The sequence below is a fragment of the Streptomyces muensis genome (genome assembly GCF_021474425.1).
Lineage (GTDB): Bacteria > Actinomycetota > Actinomycetes > Streptomycetales > Streptomycetaceae > Streptomyces > Streptomyces muensis.
Window position 1 is genome coordinate 1 of the sequence record NZ_JAKEIP010000182.1, and the last position, 17,145, is coordinate 17,145.

Annotated in this window: 15 protein-coding genes and 1 pseudogene; 10 read left to right on the plus strand and 6 right to left on the minus strand. The window is 70.6% G+C overall.

What is annotated here, in order from left to right:
* From L0P92_RS31165 to L0P92_RS31175, 3 genes and pseudogenes are all read right to left on the minus strand, one after another.
* Positions 1-650: pseudogene (locus L0P92_RS31165) on the minus strand (hypothetical protein); the annotation flags it as partial.
* Between the two features lie 122 nt (positions 651-772).
* Positions 773-1,171 (minus strand): nitroreductase/quinone reductase family protein, encoded by a 399-nt coding sequence (locus L0P92_RS31170; RefSeq protein WP_234766398.1) that lies wholly within the window; start codon positions 1,169-1,171, stop codon positions 773-775.
* Between the two features lie 104 nt (positions 1,172-1,275).
* Positions 1,276-2,805 carry a CehA/McbA family metallohydrolase gene (locus L0P92_RS31175; RefSeq protein ID WP_234766399.1) on the minus strand — a complete coding sequence of 510 codons (1,530 nt, stop codon included), beginning with the start codon at positions 2,803-2,805 and terminating at the stop codon, positions 1,276-1,278.
* A 211-nt stretch (positions 2,806-3,016) separates the two neighbouring features.
* Here L0P92_RS31175 and L0P92_RS31180 point away from each other — a divergent pair, with 211 nt between their 5' ends.
* From L0P92_RS31180 to L0P92_RS31195, 4 genes are all read left to right on the plus strand, one after another.
* Complete coding sequence (locus tag L0P92_RS31180; protein ID WP_234766400.1) at positions 3,017-3,865, plus strand: LLM class F420-dependent oxidoreductase; 849 nt, start codon at positions 3,017-3,019, stop codon at positions 3,863-3,865.
* Positions 3,866-4,006: 141 nt separating this feature from the next.
* Positions 4,007-6,598: a bifunctional FO biosynthesis protein CofGH gene (locus L0P92_RS31185; protein WP_234766401.1), complete on the plus strand. Its 2,592-nt coding sequence runs from the start codon at positions 4,007-4,009 to the stop codon at positions 6,596-6,598.
* Between the two features lie 78 nt (positions 6,599-6,676).
* Positions 6,677-7,240 carry a hypothetical protein gene (locus tag L0P92_RS31190; RefSeq protein ID WP_234766402.1) on the plus strand — a complete coding sequence of 188 codons (564 nt, stop codon included), beginning with the start codon at positions 6,677-6,679 and terminating at the stop codon, positions 7,238-7,240.
* A 92-nt stretch (positions 7,241-7,332) separates the two neighbouring features.
* Positions 7,333-8,502, plus strand: a complete 1,170-nt coding sequence (locus tag L0P92_RS31195; protein WP_234766403.1) for a DUF418 domain-containing protein — start codon at positions 7,333-7,335, stop codon at positions 8,500-8,502.
* 7 nt (positions 8,503-8,509) lie between these two features.
* Here L0P92_RS31195 and L0P92_RS31200 read toward each other — a convergent pair whose 3' ends face one another.
* The gene (locus L0P92_RS31200; protein ID WP_234766404.1) at positions 8,510-9,001 is read right to left on the minus strand and encodes a DUF2165 domain-containing protein; all 492 of its coding nucleotides are present in this window, start codon (positions 8,999-9,001) and stop codon (positions 8,510-8,512) included.
* Positions 9,002-9,097: 96 nt separating this feature from the next.
* Here L0P92_RS31200 and L0P92_RS31205 point away from each other — a divergent pair, with 96 nt between their 5' ends.
* Positions 9,098-12,520 (plus strand): ATP-binding protein, encoded by a 3,423-nt coding sequence (locus tag L0P92_RS31205; RefSeq protein WP_234766405.1) that lies wholly within the window; start codon positions 9,098-9,100, stop codon positions 12,518-12,520.
* Here L0P92_RS31205 and L0P92_RS31210 read toward each other — a convergent pair.
* Together L0P92_RS31210 and L0P92_RS31215 are read right to left on the minus strand one after the other, a co-directional pair.
* A complete protein-coding gene (locus tag L0P92_RS31210; protein ID WP_234766406.1) occupies positions 12,508-12,693 on the minus strand; it encodes a DUF397 domain-containing protein in 186 nt (61 codons plus the stop codon). The two genes, L0P92_RS31205 and L0P92_RS31210, sit on opposite strands and share 13 nt — an antisense overlap.
* The gene (locus L0P92_RS31215; protein WP_234766407.1) at positions 12,690-13,502 is read right to left on the minus strand and encodes a helix-turn-helix domain-containing protein; all 813 of its coding nucleotides are present in this window, start codon (positions 13,500-13,502) and stop codon (positions 12,690-12,692) included. The genes L0P92_RS31210 and L0P92_RS31215 overlap by 4 nt, the downstream gene beginning before the upstream one ends.
* A gap of 115 nt (positions 13,503-13,617) precedes the next feature.
* On the opposite strand from L0P92_RS31215, the gene L0P92_RS31220 reads away from it, so the two are divergent.
* The 5 genes from L0P92_RS31220 (at position 13,618) to L0P92_RS31240 (ending at position 17,120) form a co-directional block, all read left to right on the plus strand.
* Positions 13,618-14,067 (plus strand): ATP-binding protein, encoded by a 450-nt coding sequence (locus L0P92_RS31220; protein WP_234766408.1) that lies wholly within the window; start codon positions 13,618-13,620, stop codon positions 14,065-14,067.
* Positions 14,068-14,318: 251 nt separating this feature from the next.
* A complete protein-coding gene (locus L0P92_RS31225; protein WP_234766409.1) occupies positions 14,319-15,158 on the plus strand; it encodes a helix-turn-helix domain-containing protein in 840 nt (279 codons plus the stop codon).
* Positions 15,159-15,258: 100 nt separating this feature from the next.
* The gene (locus L0P92_RS31230; protein ID WP_234766410.1) at positions 15,259-15,606 is read left to right on the plus strand and encodes a DUF6247 family protein; all 348 of its coding nucleotides are present in this window, start codon (positions 15,259-15,261) and stop codon (positions 15,604-15,606) included.
* The gene (locus L0P92_RS31235) at positions 15,603-15,863 is read left to right on the plus strand and encodes a hypothetical protein (RefSeq protein ID WP_234766411.1); all 261 of its coding nucleotides are present in this window, start codon (positions 15,603-15,605) and stop codon (positions 15,861-15,863) included. The genes L0P92_RS31230 and L0P92_RS31235 overlap by 4 nt, the downstream gene beginning before the upstream one ends.
* Positions 15,864-16,004: 141 nt before the next feature.
* Positions 16,005-17,120: an ADP-ribosylglycohydrolase family protein gene (locus tag L0P92_RS31240; protein ID WP_234766412.1), complete on the plus strand. Its 1,116-nt coding sequence runs from the start codon at positions 16,005-16,007 to the stop codon at positions 17,118-17,120.
* Positions 17,121-17,145 lie beyond the last annotated feature (25 nt).

A 17,145-nucleotide genomic window follows, 5' to 3' on the forward strand; every position in this document is an offset into this window, starting at 1 on the left:
GCGGTGACGGGGGCGGCGAGGTTGCGGGCGAGGGCGATGTGCGCCGCGGTGCCGTGTGACCGCTGACCCGGCAGCGGGAGGCCCTGGCGGTGGGCGCTGCGGCGCAGTTCGTCGCCGAGGGCGCCGACGGAGAGCAGCGGTCCGGCCGCCGGGATGCCGTGCCGCAGCAGGCCGAGGAGAGCGCCGGTGAAGGCCGTGTTCCGCATGCCCGGCGGGGCCGGGGCCTGTGGGTTCGCGTCGGCCGGGGCCGAGGCCAGCAGGCAGCAGCTCTCGACGTCCAGTTCCCGCGCGATGCCGCCGTCGACGATCACGATCTTGTTCGTCGCCGGGGACGCGTGCACGAGCTCGCGCAGCCGGTCGCGCATGGAGTGCGGGCCGTGCCCCGCGAAGTAGATCAGCAGGGTGTCGGTGGCCTCGGCGGCCCGGCGGTTCAGCCCGTCGAAGAACGGGATCAGATCGGGCGGATCGAGGAGTACGTCGCAGTGCCCGGCGGCGAAGGAGCCCAGCGGCGAGGTCAGGACGGCGCGCAGGTCCTCCAGGTTGTTCGCCACGGCCGGCAGGTCCGGTGACTCGTCGGACCCGTGGGTGGCGGTACCCAGGAGGAAGGCACGGGAGCCTTCCGGGTCGGGCAGCCGGATCCGTACGGACATGCGGCCCCCGTGTGTGTCGCGGCGTCGTCGGGTGTTCATTCCAGTAAAGGGGTGACGGCATGTCAAGAAGCCGAATCACGAGGCTGGTTGGGTACCAGCCTGCCCCTCCCGGCCGCCACCGCTCACCCGTCCAGATCCACCCGCACCGTCAGCTGCCCGACCCCCACCGCCCGGACCGCGGCGCTGTTGAGCCGGGGCAGGGCGCGCAGCCGGGCGGTGGTGTCGTCGTCCGGCAGGAGATGGGCCGTGCCGGTGTGCCAGCGCCCGCGGAGGCGGATCCGTACCCGGGGGTCGGCCTTGATGTTGCGGACGTACTGGGAACGCTCGCCGAACTCGGAGACCAGCCAGAACGAGTCGCCGACCCGGCGCCCGCCGACCGGGGTGCGACGGGGCAGGCCGGAGGCACGGCCCGTCGTCTCCAGGAGGGTGTGGGTCGGCAGGCGGCGCATGACGGCGTTGAGGCGGCGCTGGACCGTGGTGACGACGCGGTACTTGGTCTCCGAGCGAGCGGGGCGGGGCATGGTGTCGAGGGCTCCTTGTCCGGCGGTGGCGGCGGTGCTCTTCAATGTCTCCCACGTTTCCTCGACGAGAGACGGCGGGTCCACCGGCGGACACGGCCCGGGGCCTAACGCCCCAGGAAGACCGGGTTCGTGAACGCCGCCAGCGCCCCCGGCAGCGGCCCCACCGCCGCCTCGTGCCGTAGCTCCGCCCGTACGTAGGCCGCGTACGACGGCGTGGTACGCCACTCCACGACCCCCGACCCGGCCACCGGCAGCGGCGGGCTGGTGAACAGGACGCCCTGGTCGGTGACGAAGCGGACCGTGCAGCGGGGGGCGCCCGAGGCCTCCAGGCGGACCGTGACCGGCGTGTTCGGGTCGGCCCTCAGCCGTTCGCCGATGCCGGCGTGTTCGCCCTTGGCGCCGGACACGCCGAAGGCCAGGGAGACGTTCTTCGACTCGGCGACGTACGACCGCCCCGCCCTGATGCCCTCCTGGATCGCCTCGCGCGTCAGGTCGTCGGCCAGGACCACCGTCTGCGGGCTGCCGACCGGGTCGGGGTCGCGGTGGGCGTCGCTGTTGCCCATGGCCGGGATCCAGTCACGACCCTCCCGCACCGAGGCCACCAGCATGCTGTCCCAGTCGGCGAGGGCCACCTCGTCGTCCGGGGTGTAGGGCCCGTTCCACACCTCGACCGCGTCCGCCTCGCCGAAGCCGAACTTCCAGTTGCAGCCGACGCAGGTGGCGTGCGGATGGGCGGGCACGACGAGGCCGCCGGCCCGGCGGATCTGCCGGGCGAACCGGCCGAAGCGGTTGTCCCGGGCCCGGTAGCGCCAGTCCACGAAGGTGCCCGGTTCGGTGCCGAGCGCCACCACGTGGCCGTTGCGGGTCGTGACCTCCTCGCCCAGCATGACCAGGAGGTCGTCGCCGGCCACGTCCGCCCAGTGCGCGTGCGCCGAGTGCGTGTTGTGCTCCGAGCTGTTGATGAAGTCCAGCCCCGCCGCCCGCGCCAGCGCCGCGATCTCGGCGGGCGTGCGGCGGCCGTCGGAGTACCAGGAGTGGAGGTGGCAGTCGCCCCGGTACCAGGCCCGCCCCCGGCCCTTCGCCCGGTCCGGCGGGTACGTCGGCTCGACGGCCTCGCCGGGCTCGCCGTACGTCAGCGTGATGGTGACCTCGTACGGCAGCCCCTGCGGCGCCACCGTGTAGGGGCCCAGCGCGATGTACCACGTGCCCTCGCGGACCGGGCCCGGGATGTACCCCGGCGTCGCCTCGTCCGCCCGGATGAAGAACTCCGTGCGTGCCCCGCCCGACCAGCCCCGGAAGCCACGGCCGCCGAGCTCGGTGCCGCGCCAGTCGAAGATGCCGATGTCGAGGGCGTTGCCCGGGGTGCCGGCCGGGACGGACGGCTTCTCGTAGGTGTAGGAGACCTTGATCTCCCGTACCCCGGACGGCACTTCGACCGGCAGGTACACGAAGTCGGGGGACCCGGGCGGCAGGGTGCCCCGCACGGTGCGGGTCTCCGCGTCCTGGGTGTCGTCGGCGCCGCTGGCGAAGGTCACGCTTCCCAACGTAAGCGCGGCGGCGGCGCCCGTCACGAACAGCGCGCGTCTTCCCAGCCCGGCGTGGCCCGCGTGGCCCGCGTGATCGTCCTCGCACATGCTGCTGCTCCCCAGGTCGTCGTGAGTGACAGGGCGTGGGTGGTGCAGTGGTGGTGCGTGCAACTCTCGTATTCAGCCGTGAACTGCCGTACAAGGGAAGGGAATCGGCAGACAATCGGCAGCCGACCGATGGCCGACCGGTAGCCGCCGTGAAATCTGTGCCGACCGGTCGGTATGGACATCTGAACGGCCGCGCGGTACAGATGCAGTCATGCGCATCTCCGTCACGATCTTCCTCACCGACGAGACCATCACCCCGATCCGGCTCGCCCGTGAGCTGGAGCAGCGCGGGTTCGCCGGGCTGTACCTGCCCGAGCACACCCACATCCCGGTCGAGCGGACCACCCCGTACCCGGCCGGCGGCGACCTGCCGCCCGAGTACGGCCGCACCCTCGACCCCTTCGTCACCCTCGGCCAGGCCGCCGCCGTCACCGAACGGCTCGGCCTCGGCACCGGCATCACCCTGGTCGCCCAGCACGACCCGATCGACCTGGCCAAGCAGATCGCCACCCTGGACCACCTGTCCGGCGGCCGCTTCACCCTCGGCCTCGGCTTCGGCTGGAACGTCGAGGAGGCCGCCGACCACGGCGTGGACTGGCGCACGCGCCGCGAACTCGTCAGGGACCGGATGGCTTTGATGTGGGCGCTGTGGGCGGAGGAACCCACGGCGTACGAGGGCGAGTTCGGCGGGGTCCGGGCCAGCTTCGCCTTCCCCAAGCCGGTCCAGAAGCCGCGCACCCCGAAGGTCAACGGCCCCCGCACGCTCATCGGGGGCGCGGCCGGGCCGAAGCTGTTCGCCCACATCAGCGAGTACGCCGACGGCTGGATGCCGATCGGCGGCCGCGGCCTGTCCGAAACCCTGCCCGTGCTGCGCTCCACCTGGACGGACGCCGGCCGCGACCCGGAGACGCTCCAGGTGGTCCCGTACGCGGTGTACCCGAGCGCGGGGAAGCTGGCGCACTATGCGGAGCTCGGGATCGAGGAGGTCGTGGTGCAGTTGCCTCCGGCAGGGGAGGCGGACGTACTGCGAGTCCTGGACGACTACGCCGAATACTTGTAGCCGACGGACGGGCATCCGACTTAGGGGCGCGGGGAACTGCGCGACCAGCCACAACGCACCCGCACCCGGCAACGCACCATAGGCCCCACCGCCATCCCCGACCCCCGCTGAACCGGCAGAGCCCGAACGTATGCTCAAGGAATGACGACTCCCGCGACCCCCGGAACCGGAACCGGCCCGACCGAGAACTCCATGCGTCGCGCCCTCAAACGCGCCCGGGACGGCGTCACCCTCGACGTCTCCGAGGCCGCCGTACTCCTCCAGGCCCGCGGCGAGGCCCTCACCGACCTCGCCGCGTCCGCCGCCCGAGTACGGGACGCCGGCCTCGAACAAGCGGAGCGCCCCGGCGTCATCACGTACTCGAAGAGCGTCTTCATCCCCCTCACCCGCCTGTGCCGGGATAAATGCCACTACTGCACCTTCGTCACGGTCCCCGGCAAACTCCGCCGCGCGGGCCACGGGATGTTCATGTCCCCCGACGAGGTCCTGGACATCGCCCGCAAGGGCGCGGCCCTCGGCTGCAAGGAAGCCCTCATCACCCTCGGCGACAAGCCGGAGGACCGCTGGCCGGAGGCGCGGGAGTGGCTGGACGCGCACGGCTACGACGACACCATCGCCTACGTCCGCGCCATCTCCATCCGCATCCTGGAGGAGACGGGCCTGCTGCCCCACCTCAACCCGGGCGTGATGACCTGGACCGACTTCCAGCGACTCAAGCCGGTCGCCCCGTCGATGGGCATGATGCTGGAGACGACGGCGACCCGGCTGTGGTCCGAGCCCGGCGGCCCGCACCACGGCTCCCCGGACAAGGAGCCCGCCGTCCGCCTTCGGGTGCTGGAGGACGCGGGCCGCTCCTCCGTCCCCTTCACGTCCGGGATCCTGATCGGCATCGGCGAGACGTACGAGGAGCGCGCGGAGTCCCTCTTCGCGCTGCGCAAGATCTCCCGCTCCTACCACGGCATCCAGGAACTGATCATCCAGAACTTCCGCGCCAAGCCGGACACCGCGATGCGCGGCATGCCGGACGCGGAACTCGACGAACTTCTCGCCACGGTCGCCGTCGCCCGCCACATCATGGGTCCGGCCGCCAACATCCAGGCCCCGCCCAACCTCGTCGACAGCGAGTACGAGCGGCTGATCGGCGCCGGCATCGACGACTGGGGCGGCGTCTCCCCGCTCACCATCGACCACGTCAACCCCGAACGCCCCTGGCCGCAGATCGAGGAGCTGGCCGAGCGCTCGAAGGCGGCCGGCTTCGAGCTGCGTGAACGCCTCTGCGTCTACCCGGAGTTCGTCCAGCGCGGCGAGCCCTGGCTGGACCCCCGGCTGCTGCCGCACGTACGGGCGCTCGCCGACCCGGAGACCGGCCTCGCCCGCCCCGACGCGACCGTCGAGGGCCACCCCTGGCAGGAGCCCGAGGAGGCCTTCGTCTCCTCCGGCCGCACCGACCTGCACACCACCATCGACACCGAGGGCCGTACGCACGACCGCCGCGACGACTTCGACGAGGTGTACGGCGACTGGGGCGCCCTGCGCGAGGCCGCCGCGCCCGGCATGGCGCCGGAGCGCATCGACACCGACGTCCGCGAGGCGCTGCGCGTCGCCGCCGACGACCCGACGAAGCTGACCGACGCCGAGGCGCTCGCGCTGCTGCACGCGGACGGCCCGGCGCTGGACGCGCTCACCCGGATCGCCGACGACGTCCGTAAATCGGCGGTCGGCGACGACGTGACGTACATCGTCACCCGCAACATCAACTTCACCAACGTCTGCTACACGGGCTGCCGTTTCTGCGCCTTCGCACAGCGCAGGACGGACGCCGACGCCTACACGCTCTCCCTGGACCAGGTCGCCGACCGCGCCCAGCAGGCCTGGGACGTGGGCGCGGTGGAGGTCTGCATGCAGGGCGGTATCCACCCGGACCTGCCCGGGACGGCGTACTTCGACATCGCGAAGGCGGTGAAGGAGCGGGTCCCCGGCATGCACGTGCACGCCTTCTCACCCATGGAGGTCGTCAACGGCGCCACCCGCACCGGCATGTCGATCAGGGAGTGGCTGACCGCCGCGAAGGAGGCCGGCCTGGACTCCATCCCCGGTACCGCCGCCGAGATCCTCGACGACGAGGTCCGCTGGGTCCTGACCAAGGGCAAGCTGCCCACGGCCACCTGGATCGAGGTGATCACGACCGCGCACGAGCTCGGCATCCGCTCCTCGTCCACGATGATGTACGGCCATGTCGACCAGCCCCGCCACTGGCTCGGCCATCTGCGCACCCTGGCCGGCATCCAGCAACGCACCGGCGGCTTCACGGAGTTCGTGACGCTCCCCTTCATCCACACCAACGCCCCGGTCTACCTGGCCGGCATCGCCCGCCCCGGCCCGACGATCCGCGACAACCGCGCGGTCACGGCCATGGCCCGCCTCCTCCTCCACCCGCACATCCCCAACATCCAGACCAGCTGGGTCAAGCTCGGCACCGAGGGCGCGGCCGAGATGCTCCGCTCCGGCGCCAACGACCTCGGCGGCACGCTGATGGAGGAGACGATCTCGCGGATGGCGGGTTCGTCGTACGGCTCGTACAAGTCCGTACGCGACCTGGTGGCCGTCGCGGAGGCGGCGGGCCGCCCTGCCAGGCCCCGCACGACCCTGTACGGCGAGGTGCCGGAGGAGCGGCAGCGGGCGGCGGCGGCCTCGGACGGGCATCTGCCGGAGCTGCTGCCGGTGCTGGACTGAGGAAGTCCGCCCCGCGGGGGTCGGTACGATGATCCGACCCCCGCTGGAGGGGTTCCCGTAGCTTGTGCAGCTGAGGAGATGCGTGCCGTGCCTGCTCCCAAGGTCTGGGTGACCGGTCTGACGGTGGGAGCGATAGCCGCCGTCACCGTCCTCGCCGTACAGGCCGACAAGGGGCCGCATCCGACGGCCACGGCGACGGCCCGCCCGAGCGCCTCGGCGTCACCGGGCGCGAGCCCCGCCCCGTCGAAGGCCGCCGAGTCCACGGTCGTACCGGACGGCTCGGGCACGGGACGCCGGATCGTGTACTCCCTCGGCCAGAAGCGGGTGTGGCTGGTCGACGCGAGCGACGCGTCCCGCCGTACCTTCACCGTCTGGCCGGGCACGGTGAGCCCGGACCTCGGCAGTTACACGGTGTCCTCGCGCACCATGGCCACCACGGGCTCGGACGGCGTGCAGATCGAGAACATCATCTACTTCGCCGCGAAGTCGGGCATCTCCATCGCCTTCTCCAACGCCGTCGACGGCTCCTCGCCCCCGCCGGCCGAGGGCAAGCAGACCGGCGGGGTCCGCACGCGCGCGGCCGACGGTGACGCGCTGTGGACGTTCGGGGAGACGGGGACGCCGGTGGTCGTGGTCAAGTAGGAGTCGTCGGCGTCCCGCTGCATCCTTCGATGTACGGCAGGTTCGGCATCGTTCATGAGGATTCGGGCCGCTGCCGCCGTGACGATGAAGGCATGACGCACACGGACGACACGGTGGTGGGGCGGGTACCGGAGACGAAGCCGGCACCCGGCGGCCGACGACTGCCTCTCCTCGACGTACTGCGCGGGGTGGCCATCCTGGGCACGCTGATGACGAACGTATGGATCTTCACCGGGCCGGGCGCGGAGTGGGGAGCCCTGCAGTCCGGTTCGTCGGCCGGGGTCGTCGAGGGCACGTTCAGTGTGCTGGCGAACGGCAAGTTCCTGTCGCTGCTGACGCTCCTGTTCGGCGTGGGGCTGGCCATCCAGTACGCCTCGGCGGCGCGGCGCGGGCAGCCGTGGCCGGGGCGCTACCGGTGGCGGGCGCTGTTCCTGTTCGCCGAGGGCACGGTGCACTTCGTGCTGGTCTTCGCCTGGGACGTACTGATGGGGTACGCCGTCACCGCGCTCCTCGTCGCCTGGCTGCTGACCCGCTCGGAACGGGCCCAGCGGCGGGTGATGTGGTGGGCGGCGGGCATCCATCTCACGTTCATGGCCCTGCTGACGGCGGCCCTGGCCCTGACCGGCGACAACGCGGACGACCCGGTCTCCGAGGAAGTCGTGGAGCTGTACGCGCACGGCGGCTACTCGGAGCAGATCGCCTTCCGCCTGGAGAACGCGATAGCGCTCCGCATGGAGCCGGTCCTGACCTTCTTCCTCCTGCTCTTCCTCTTCCTGCTGGGCGTACGGCTGTTCCGGGCGGGCGCGTTCGGCGCGGACGAGACGGGCCGCCGGCTGCGCTCCCGCCTGCTGGCCTGGGGCCTGGGCCTCGGCCTGCCGCTCAACGTGGCGGCGACCCTGGCGGGCCAGGACTTCTTCCTCCTGGCCCGCTACGCCGCCGCCCCGCTGCTGGCCCTCGGCTACATCGGCCTGATCGGCGCCCTGGTGGACCGGGTACGCAAGCCGGGCCCGCTCATGACGGGCCTGACCTCCGTCGGACGCACCGCCCTGTCCGGCTATGTCCTGCAGAACGTGCTGTGCGTGCTCGTCTCGTACGGCATCGGCCTGGGCCTGGCGGAGCGGCTCGGCGACACCGGGCCCTGGTGGGTGGTGGGCCTGTGGGTCACGGTCTGCGCGATCCTCATGGCGGGCTCCACCCTCTGGCTGCGGCGCTTCTCGGCAGGGCCCCTGGAGTCGGTCCAGAAATGGGCCCTGCGTCACTGAAGCGGTGTCAGTTCTCGCGCGGCAGGTGGTTGACGATCAGTACGACCCCGCTGAACAGGAACACCCGGGTCGCCGCGTCCAGCCCGTTCCAGTCCCCCGACTGCCACATGGAGAACCACTCACCGCCGATCGCGATGAACCCGGCGCCGAACAGCAGCATCAGCATCAGCAGACCGTAGGTGGAGAAACGGCGGGCACGCGCGTCGTCGCGCCGGGCCCACAGCCACGTCCCGTATATCAGCACGAGCGCGGCGACGCTCTCCCAGACGATGATCGCGACGTAGGCGGCGTTCTGAAGTCCCTTGCTGGTGACGGCTCTCCACATCAGGTCGTCGTCCTTGAACGTCGTATCCATCGCCAGGACGTGCTGCACGAACTGCTGGTTCGTACCGAAGTCGGTGATGTTGCCGAAGGCGACGAGGGCGATGTAGAGGGCGGCGGTGCCGGTGAGGAGGGTGGCGGCGAGGTGAAGTGCGGTGCGTGGGGGTGTGGTTGGCATGCGGGCCATCTTTCCCTGCCCGGGGCGGTGTGATCCAGATCGATCGGGCCAGAATGAAGACCAGGACTCGGGCAGGCCGACTACGGGGTGAGGCGGATGAGGCCGACGCGGCCGTCGATGCAGGAGCTGATCGGGCGGCGCAAACGTGCGGGGTTCGTCGGGCGGCGCGCCGAGATCGACCGTTTCCGAGGGAATTTCGACGTGCCACCGGATGACGAACGGCACAGCTTCGTCTTCCACGTCCACGGCACGGGCGGTGTCGGAAAATCCTCCCTGCTGCGGGAGTTGAAACAGGTCGCGGCCGACTGCGGAGCGGCGACCGCCATGCTGGACGAGACGGTGCACAGCGTCCCGGACGCCATGGCCGCCATCAGTGCTCAACTCGCCAGCATCGGAAGGGAGTTGAAGGCACTCGACAAGATGCTGTCCGCCTATCGTCAGCGGCGGCATGAGGCCGAAGCCGTGGCCGGGGAACAGGAGGCGGAGCCCGGTGCCGCCCCAGGGCCCTCCGCGGGCAGCATGGTGGCGGCACAAGCAGGCCTCATCGGGCTGGGCATGGTGCCCGGTGTCGGGGCGTTCGCCGGAGCGCTGGACTCGACCCAGGTCGCCCATCGAACCGACCAGTTGCGAGCTCTGCTCAGCGCCCGTTTCCGCAACCACGACGACGTTCAGCTCCTCCTGGAGCCGCTGCGGGTGCTGACGCCCGTGTTCCTGGCGGAGCTGAACCGGATCGCCGAGAGCACTCCCGGAATCGCGCTGTTCTTCGACACCTACGAGCGCACTGGCACCTTCCTGGACGGCTGGCTCCTGGACGTGATCACGACCGGCCGCTACGGCACGCTCCCCGCGAACGTCGTCGTCACCCTGGCCGGCCGTCACGGTCCGGACCCCGCCCGCTGGGGGGACTACGCGGGCTTCGTCACCGAGTTCCCGCTGGAGCCCTTCACCGAGTCCGAAGCGCGGCAGCTCCTCGCGGCGAAAGGAGTGCGGGACGAAGGGGTCGTACAGGAGGTGCTGCGGTTGTCCGACCGGCTTCCCCTGCTCGTGTCCACCCTCGGGGAGCAGCCGGGCGGCACCCCGGGTGAGGTGGACGATCCGGCGGCCACGGCCGTCGAGCGGTTCCTGAAGTGGGAACGGAACCCGGTGCGCCGCGAGGCAGCCCTGGCGTGCGCCTTCCCGCGCCATCTCGACGAGGACGTCTTCCGCGTGGTCGTGAAGGACGAGGCGGAAAGCTCGTACGCCTGGCTGCGTGAACTGCCGTTCGTCAGCGAGCGGGCGAGTGGGACCCGCTACCACGACGTGGTGCGTACGGCGATGCTCAGGCTCCAGCGGAACCGGGCCCCGCGCCCTTGGGCCGAACGCCACGCGAGCCTCGCTGAGGCATTCGGCGGATGGCGCGAGGACGCCGCAGACGGGCTCGCCAACGACGAGCTGTGGCTCGACGAGACCTGGCGTGAGCTGCGCACGGCGGAGCTGTACCACCTCCTGTGCGCCAGGCCCCGCCCAGCACTGAGCCAGGCCCTCGCGGACGTGGTCGAGGCGTGCCACACGGACCCGGTGGCAGCCCGGGCCTGTGCGCAGGCCCTGGCGGACGCGGGTACGGACGCGGGCGCGGGGGAGGTGGAAGCCTGGGGGCGGGAACTGCTCGACGTGCTCTCGCGGGAGGGGGACGGCGTCCTGGCGGTGGCGGACCTGCTGCTGAACCGCCCCGGACTCGAGGCGTCGGCACGTGCTGAGGCGCACGGTCTGCGGGGACGGGAGCTGTTACGAGAGGCCCGGTACGACCGGGCCCTCGACGAGTACGACCGTGCTCTCGCGCTGGATCCGCGCTCGGCGAGGGCTCATTACGGGCGGGGCGTCACACATGGGGCCCTGGGCGATGCCGCGGCGGCGCTCGCGGACCTGGAACGAGCCGAGGAGCTCCGGCCCGACGCGACGTGGATCATCGACGAGTACGCGTTGACCCTTCAGCGGTTGGGGCGGCACGACGACGTGGTGGCGGCCTGTGACCGCGTGATCGCGCTCGAACCGGTGCACGCCATGGCATGGGCGGTCCGGGCGTACAGCCGCTTTGAGATGGGCGATGCCGAAGGCGCGTTGCGTGACTTCGACCGGGCGCTGGGAATCGATGAGGACTACCTGTGGGCTCTGGTGCACCGGGCCGAGGTGTATCGGGGGCAGGGGGCGCTGGAGGAGTCGTTCGCCGATCTCGACCGCGCTGCGGAGCTCGCTCCGGACAATGCGTGGATCGCGTCGGAGCGGGGAGACGCCTATCGGATCGTGGAGCGGTACGAGGAGGCGGAGCGGGAGCTTGGACGAGCCTGTGTCCTCGACCCCGACCATGCGTCCGCGCACGCGGGACGCGGCTACGCCCTGGCTGAACTCCACCGCCATGCGGAGGCGATGGCCGCCTACGACCAGGCGATCGAGCTGGAGCCCGAATATGGGTGGGCGCTCGTGCACCGGGCGGAATTGCGAGGTGAACTGGGCGACAAGGAGGGGCAGTTCGCCGACCTGGACCGGGCGGTGGCGGCCGATGACTCCGGCTGGATCCTGGAGGCTCGCTCCATGGCCCACCATGACGCCGGCCACCACGAGGAGGCTCTGGCGGACGCCGATCGGCTCGCGGAGCTGCCGGGGCACGACCTGGATCCCACCGTTTTGCAGGCGGGGCCGTTGCAGGCGCTGGGACGGTTCGCCGAAGCGGAAGCTCTGCTCGACCAGGCCCTGGCGAGGGATCCGGACAACTTGTATTTCCTGGTGGAGAGAGCATCGGCGCGTACATCACGCGGCCGGTACGCCGAGGCGCTGGACGACATGGACCGGGCCCTCGCTCTCGACCCCGACCAAGCGGGCCTGTACCAGGCGCGGTTGGGGGTTGGCATGGTGCTCGGCCGGGTCTCACAATCCCTGGCCGATGCCGAGCGGTTCGTCGCGTGCGGCGGGGATCCGGTGCTGGGGGCCAGGTACACCGCGCTGCTTCTGACCCTGAGCGGACGGCACGACGAGGCGTGCCGACTGCTGGACGGACTGGGGGCCAAGGGCGAGCAGGAGGAGGACTGGGAACTCGTCCAGCTTTGCTGGTACACCGCCGCTGCGGCCGGTTCTTGGGATCAGGCGTCCCGCAGCGCCCTGTGGATGCGCGACCACGCCGATGAAACGAAACGGCAGGCCGGGGCAGCCCTTCTCTCGGCTCTGGTAAGGGGAAGCGCCAGTGAGTTCCTCCCCTTCGAGCCGCTGTTCATGTCGTATCGGCAGGCTGCCACGAACGCTGTGCCCGACGCGTGGCTGGGCACCAACCCGCTATTGATCCACTCCGCCCGTGGTGAGTGGTCCGCCGTGGACAAGGAGCTGGGCGGCTTCCTGGCTCGCGTGCACGACTGGCTGCCGCTGGCCACGCTGGCCAACCTGCTCGGCATTCTGGCCAGGTGCCCAGGCATCGACGGAACCCGCATCGCCCCGCGCATCGCGGCACTCGAAGCAGCCCGTGACGCGGCCCAGGCGCGTTATGCGGAGTAGGCGGTGACAAACGCCGACCAGGTGTCGTCGGTGAAGGCCAGCTGTGCCCCGTCCTTGTCCTTGGAATCGCGTACGTGGATGGTGGGGGTGGTGGGGGATATGGCGACCTCGACGCAGTCGGGGCCGTCGTTGCTGCTGTAACTGCTCTTGAACCACTCCAGGGTGGAGGTCATGTCTCTTCTCCCAGGACTTTCTCGATGAAGGCAAGCGACTCGCGTGGCGTCAGAGCCTGCGCCCGGATCATGCCATAGCGCATATCCAGGATCTGAACTTCCCTGGGATCACTGATCACACGGCTGTGCAACTGTGCCTCGGAGTGTCCCAGGGCCGTGCCGTCTTGGAGCTTCAGCAGCCTGATCGGTCCGCCCATGCCTGCGTGGTCCTCGCGGTCCGTGGGCATCACCTGGATCTCGACGTGCCTCAAGGTGCTGATCTCCAACAGGCGTTCGAGCTGTTGCCGCAGCACCATTCTGCCCCCGATCGGCCGCCGCAGAGTCACCTCTTCCTGGACAAAAGTGAGGAGCGGGGCGGGCGTTCGCTCGAACACGCGCTGTCGTGCCATGCGGGCGGCGACCTGTCGCTCGACCTCTTCCTCCGGGTATGAGGGTCGCCGCATCGCGAACAACGCCCGTGCGTACTCCGGGGTCTGGAGCAGGCCATGCATATTGTGGTTGGAGTAGGCGCCCAGCTCGACCGCCTCGTCCTCCAGCTTCGCCAGATCCCGAACCTTCTTCGGATACCGAGCCCTCTCGACGTCCTCCTTCATTGCGGAGATCTTCCCGCCCGCGCCCACGACCTCATCGGTCTTGTCAAGGAAATCGGGCTTGGGAATCCTCCGCCCCCGCTCGACCGACGAGACCATCTCCCCGCCGTACCCGATCGCCTCCCCGAGCTCCGTCTGCTTCAGCCCGGCAGCCTCCCGCCAGGCCTTGATCTGCCGTCCGACCGTCCTGAGAACGGCCTCGGCCTCCTCGTCCTCCACCCTCACACCCCTCCCGACGTACGAGCCGTACGACCCCGTCACCCGCCCGGACAGTCACGCTCCGTACCGAGGTCGTTGCTGTTCAGCGTAGGAGCGGCTCGCCACGCTAGGTGACATGAGTCCGAAATCCCTCCCCCAAGTCACCGCTCCCACGCACCACTTCTCGGTGCAGCTGTCCGCAACTCGAAGAGGTGCTCGACTCGCCCGCCTGCTCACCGAACGGCAACTGGATGACTGGGGGCGGCCTTTCCGGAATGCGACGCACATCGTGGCCGAGCTGGCGTCGAACGCCGTACTCCACGGTCGCGTCCCGGGCCGGGACTTCAGGCTGGGACTCAATCTCCACGCCGACGGGACCCTCCTCATCGAGGTGACGGACGCTCGGGGCGACCGGCTCCCACGGGTCCCGGACCCGGCATGCCACGACCCTCATGAAGTGGAGTCGGGACGCGGCCTGCTGATCGTGGCGGCATACGCCGACCGTTGGGGCGTCGACGAAGCACCGGCCAACTGCAAGACGGTGTGGGCGGAAGTCGACCCGGTCCCGGATCGTGTGGACCGATGACCCGGCAGCGCCCGACGCCAAAGACAAAGAACCGGGGAAAGAACCAATCCCGCCCCACCCAGCCCGTCACGCACCGCATCCCTGGTCACGCGATTCACTCGGTCGGGTGATCGCGATCAATCGCGCTGGCGCGTCGGCGAATTGATCGGGCAACGTCGGTCCTGACAGCCAACCGCACGCACGAAACGGCCCCCGCCGGGACTGCAATCCCGAACGAGGGCCTGATCACCCAGGAAGAAGAGAGCTTCCCGATGACTTCGCAGCACTTTAGCGCGCACGCACGCCGCCGTCCCGCCCGTTCCTCCCTCGGAGTCGCCCACGTGGACAATCGCCACGACGAAGAATTCACGGTCGTCGGAAACCATCTGGCCCAACACCCTGACCTGTCCCTGACGGCCATCGGACTCGCCGTCCACATCCAGTCCCTCCCGACCGGAAGCCTCGTCGGCATCAAGGTCCTCGCGGCGAAGTTCCCCGAAGGCGAGACACGGATTGCCGCGGGCCTGCGGGAGCTGGAGAAGCACGGCTATCTCTCACGCACCAAGGAGCGCCTGCCGTCGGGGCGGATCGTGACGCGAACGACCTCGTACAACCAACCTCAGGCGCGCACGACTGGCCGTACGACCACCCCCTCACCTCGGCGCGAGCCGACCCCCGACCCCAAGGAGCCGGAACAACCCGGCCCCGCGCCGTCCGCACCGCATTCCGTCCCGGACACACCCGACCTGCCCGTCCACCGCACAGCCCGCGACGTCCTCGCCGGCCTCCGCACCCGGGATCCCCGCCTCCACCTCGCCGAGCACGACGTACGCCGCCTCGCGCCCGCCGTGGTCACCTGGCTGGAGCGAGGCGTCGCTCCCGACGACGTACAGCGCACGCTCTCGTCGGGGCTGCCGCGGGAAGGCGTACGTCATCCGGCGCGGTTCCTGGCCCACCGCCTCACCGCCCTCCTGCCCCCACCGTTCGATCCCGGGCTGCCGGAGTCCGCTCGCCCCGACCCGCTCCAGAACTGCGACGGCTGCGACAGGGCATTCCGGTCCCCGAGGCCGGGCCGCTGCCGGGACTGCCGTCCGGTCGCCGTGGCGGCGTAGAGGTCCCGAGGTGAGTTCCGTGACAAGTGCCGCCCAGACGCCTCTCCACCGACTCCGCCGGTACCGTACGAGGACCGAGTCACCCGCACCGGAGGTCACCGTGAGCGCCCAGACCGATGGCCCGTACGGACCGCTGATCCCCATGCCCGAGCTGACCCCGGATGCACTGCGGGCCGCCGTCGAGCGCATCGCTCCCAGTAGGGTCCCAGCCCTGACGCAGCACCTCTTCGAGGCCACGACGAACGCCCAGCAGACACAGAGCCTCGCTCCGCTCCGGACCTTCGTGCACTCCTGGGCCGTCTTCGTGGCGATCGAACGGCACCCGGACAGGGCTGCCCGGCTGCGTGAGCTGGAACGCATCGTGGACGCGGGGGAACAGGACCCGACGGAGGCCATCACCGAGATCCGCGCGATCAGGGAGGCCGCCGAGGCGGAGGCAAAGCTGTGACGGACTGGGCATGGGACTACAACCCGAGCGCCGAGTACATCACGGACGGACTGCCACCCGGGGTCGTCGCGGAAGTGGAACGGCTCGCCACCGAACTGGCCGCACTCGGCCATGACTCCGTGAAGGTCGGTCGGCCATTCGACCGAGAGGGCGGGCTTCGGGAATTCGACATCCTCGGCGGGCGGGGTTTCATCAGCTTTCTCGCCGTGCCACGACATGAATGCGTCTACGTCTGCAATGTCACCTGGTACGGGTGAAAACTGACCACTCCCGCCCACTTCGGTTACACCTCGCATACCGATCCGCACCCTGAACCGACCGTCTCCGGTCGATTACAGTGGCGAACTGTCGTACGGGTCGTCGGGCCGTACGGACGGTCGCTGTCACGGGAGGTCTGGATGGGTGCGACACTCGGCGCCGTCTGGGGCCGTACCGAGCAGCAGGACTTCCGCAGTCGGGTGCGCGGCACACTGCTGGGCGTGGCCGTCGGGGACGCGCTCGGGGCGCCGGTCGACGGGCTCGGGCACGAGGAGATCCAGGAGCAGTACGGCGCGGAGGGCCTCGTCGATCTGGGGTTCGCGTACGGGCGGCGCGGTGCCGTGACCCATCTCACGCAGCTGAGCCTCTTCTCCGTCGACGGGTTGATAAGAGCCCAGGTCAGACGGGATACGGGGGCTTGGCATCCGCCCACCGACCTGCATCGGGCCTATCTGCGGTGGGCCGCCACCCAGCGGGACTGGGGACCCGACGAGCGCCGCAAGGACGACGGGTGGCTGGCGCGCGAGGAGTGGCTGTACGCCCGCCGCGACCCGACCCGCGCGCTTCTCATCGGCCTCGGTGACGACACCATGGGCACGCTGGAGTCGCCCAAGAACCCGGCCGAGCTCGGGCCGGAGGCCGTCGCCCGTTCCGCGCCCTTCGGGCTGCTCGTCGGCTGGGAGCCGCAGCTCGTCGTACAGCTCGCCGTCGAGTGCGCGACACAGACCCACGGCCACCCGATCGCCTATCTGTCGGCGGGCGCGTACGCCGTGATCGTGCATGGTCTGGCCTGCGGGGAGAGCCTCGACGGGGCCGTCCAGCGGGCACTCGCGCTGCTCGCCCTGCGGCCGGGGCACGAACCCGTGTCGGACGCGTTGCAGCACGCCCTGGGCGCCGTACGGCAGGGCATGCCCACCCCGGCGCGGATCGAGGAGCTCGCGGCCGACGGCTCGGCGGACGGGCTGCTCGCGGCCGCCGTGTACTGCGCCCTGGTCGGCGAGGACGTCCGGCACGGGCTGTGTCTCGCCGTTAACCACGACGGCCCCTCCGCCGCCGCTGCCGCCCTCACCGGCGGCCTCCTCGGCGCCCTGCACGGCGAGACCGCCCTGCCCCCGGCCTGGCTCGCCGAACTGGAGGGCCGCCCCACCATCCTCGAACTCGCCGACGACTTCGCCATGGAGATGACCCAGGGCCCCGCCCTGCACGGCCCGGCGGGCGCGTCCCCGGCGTGGCTGGCGCGGTATCCGCGCGGCTGAACACGGCACCGCCGGCCCTGCACTA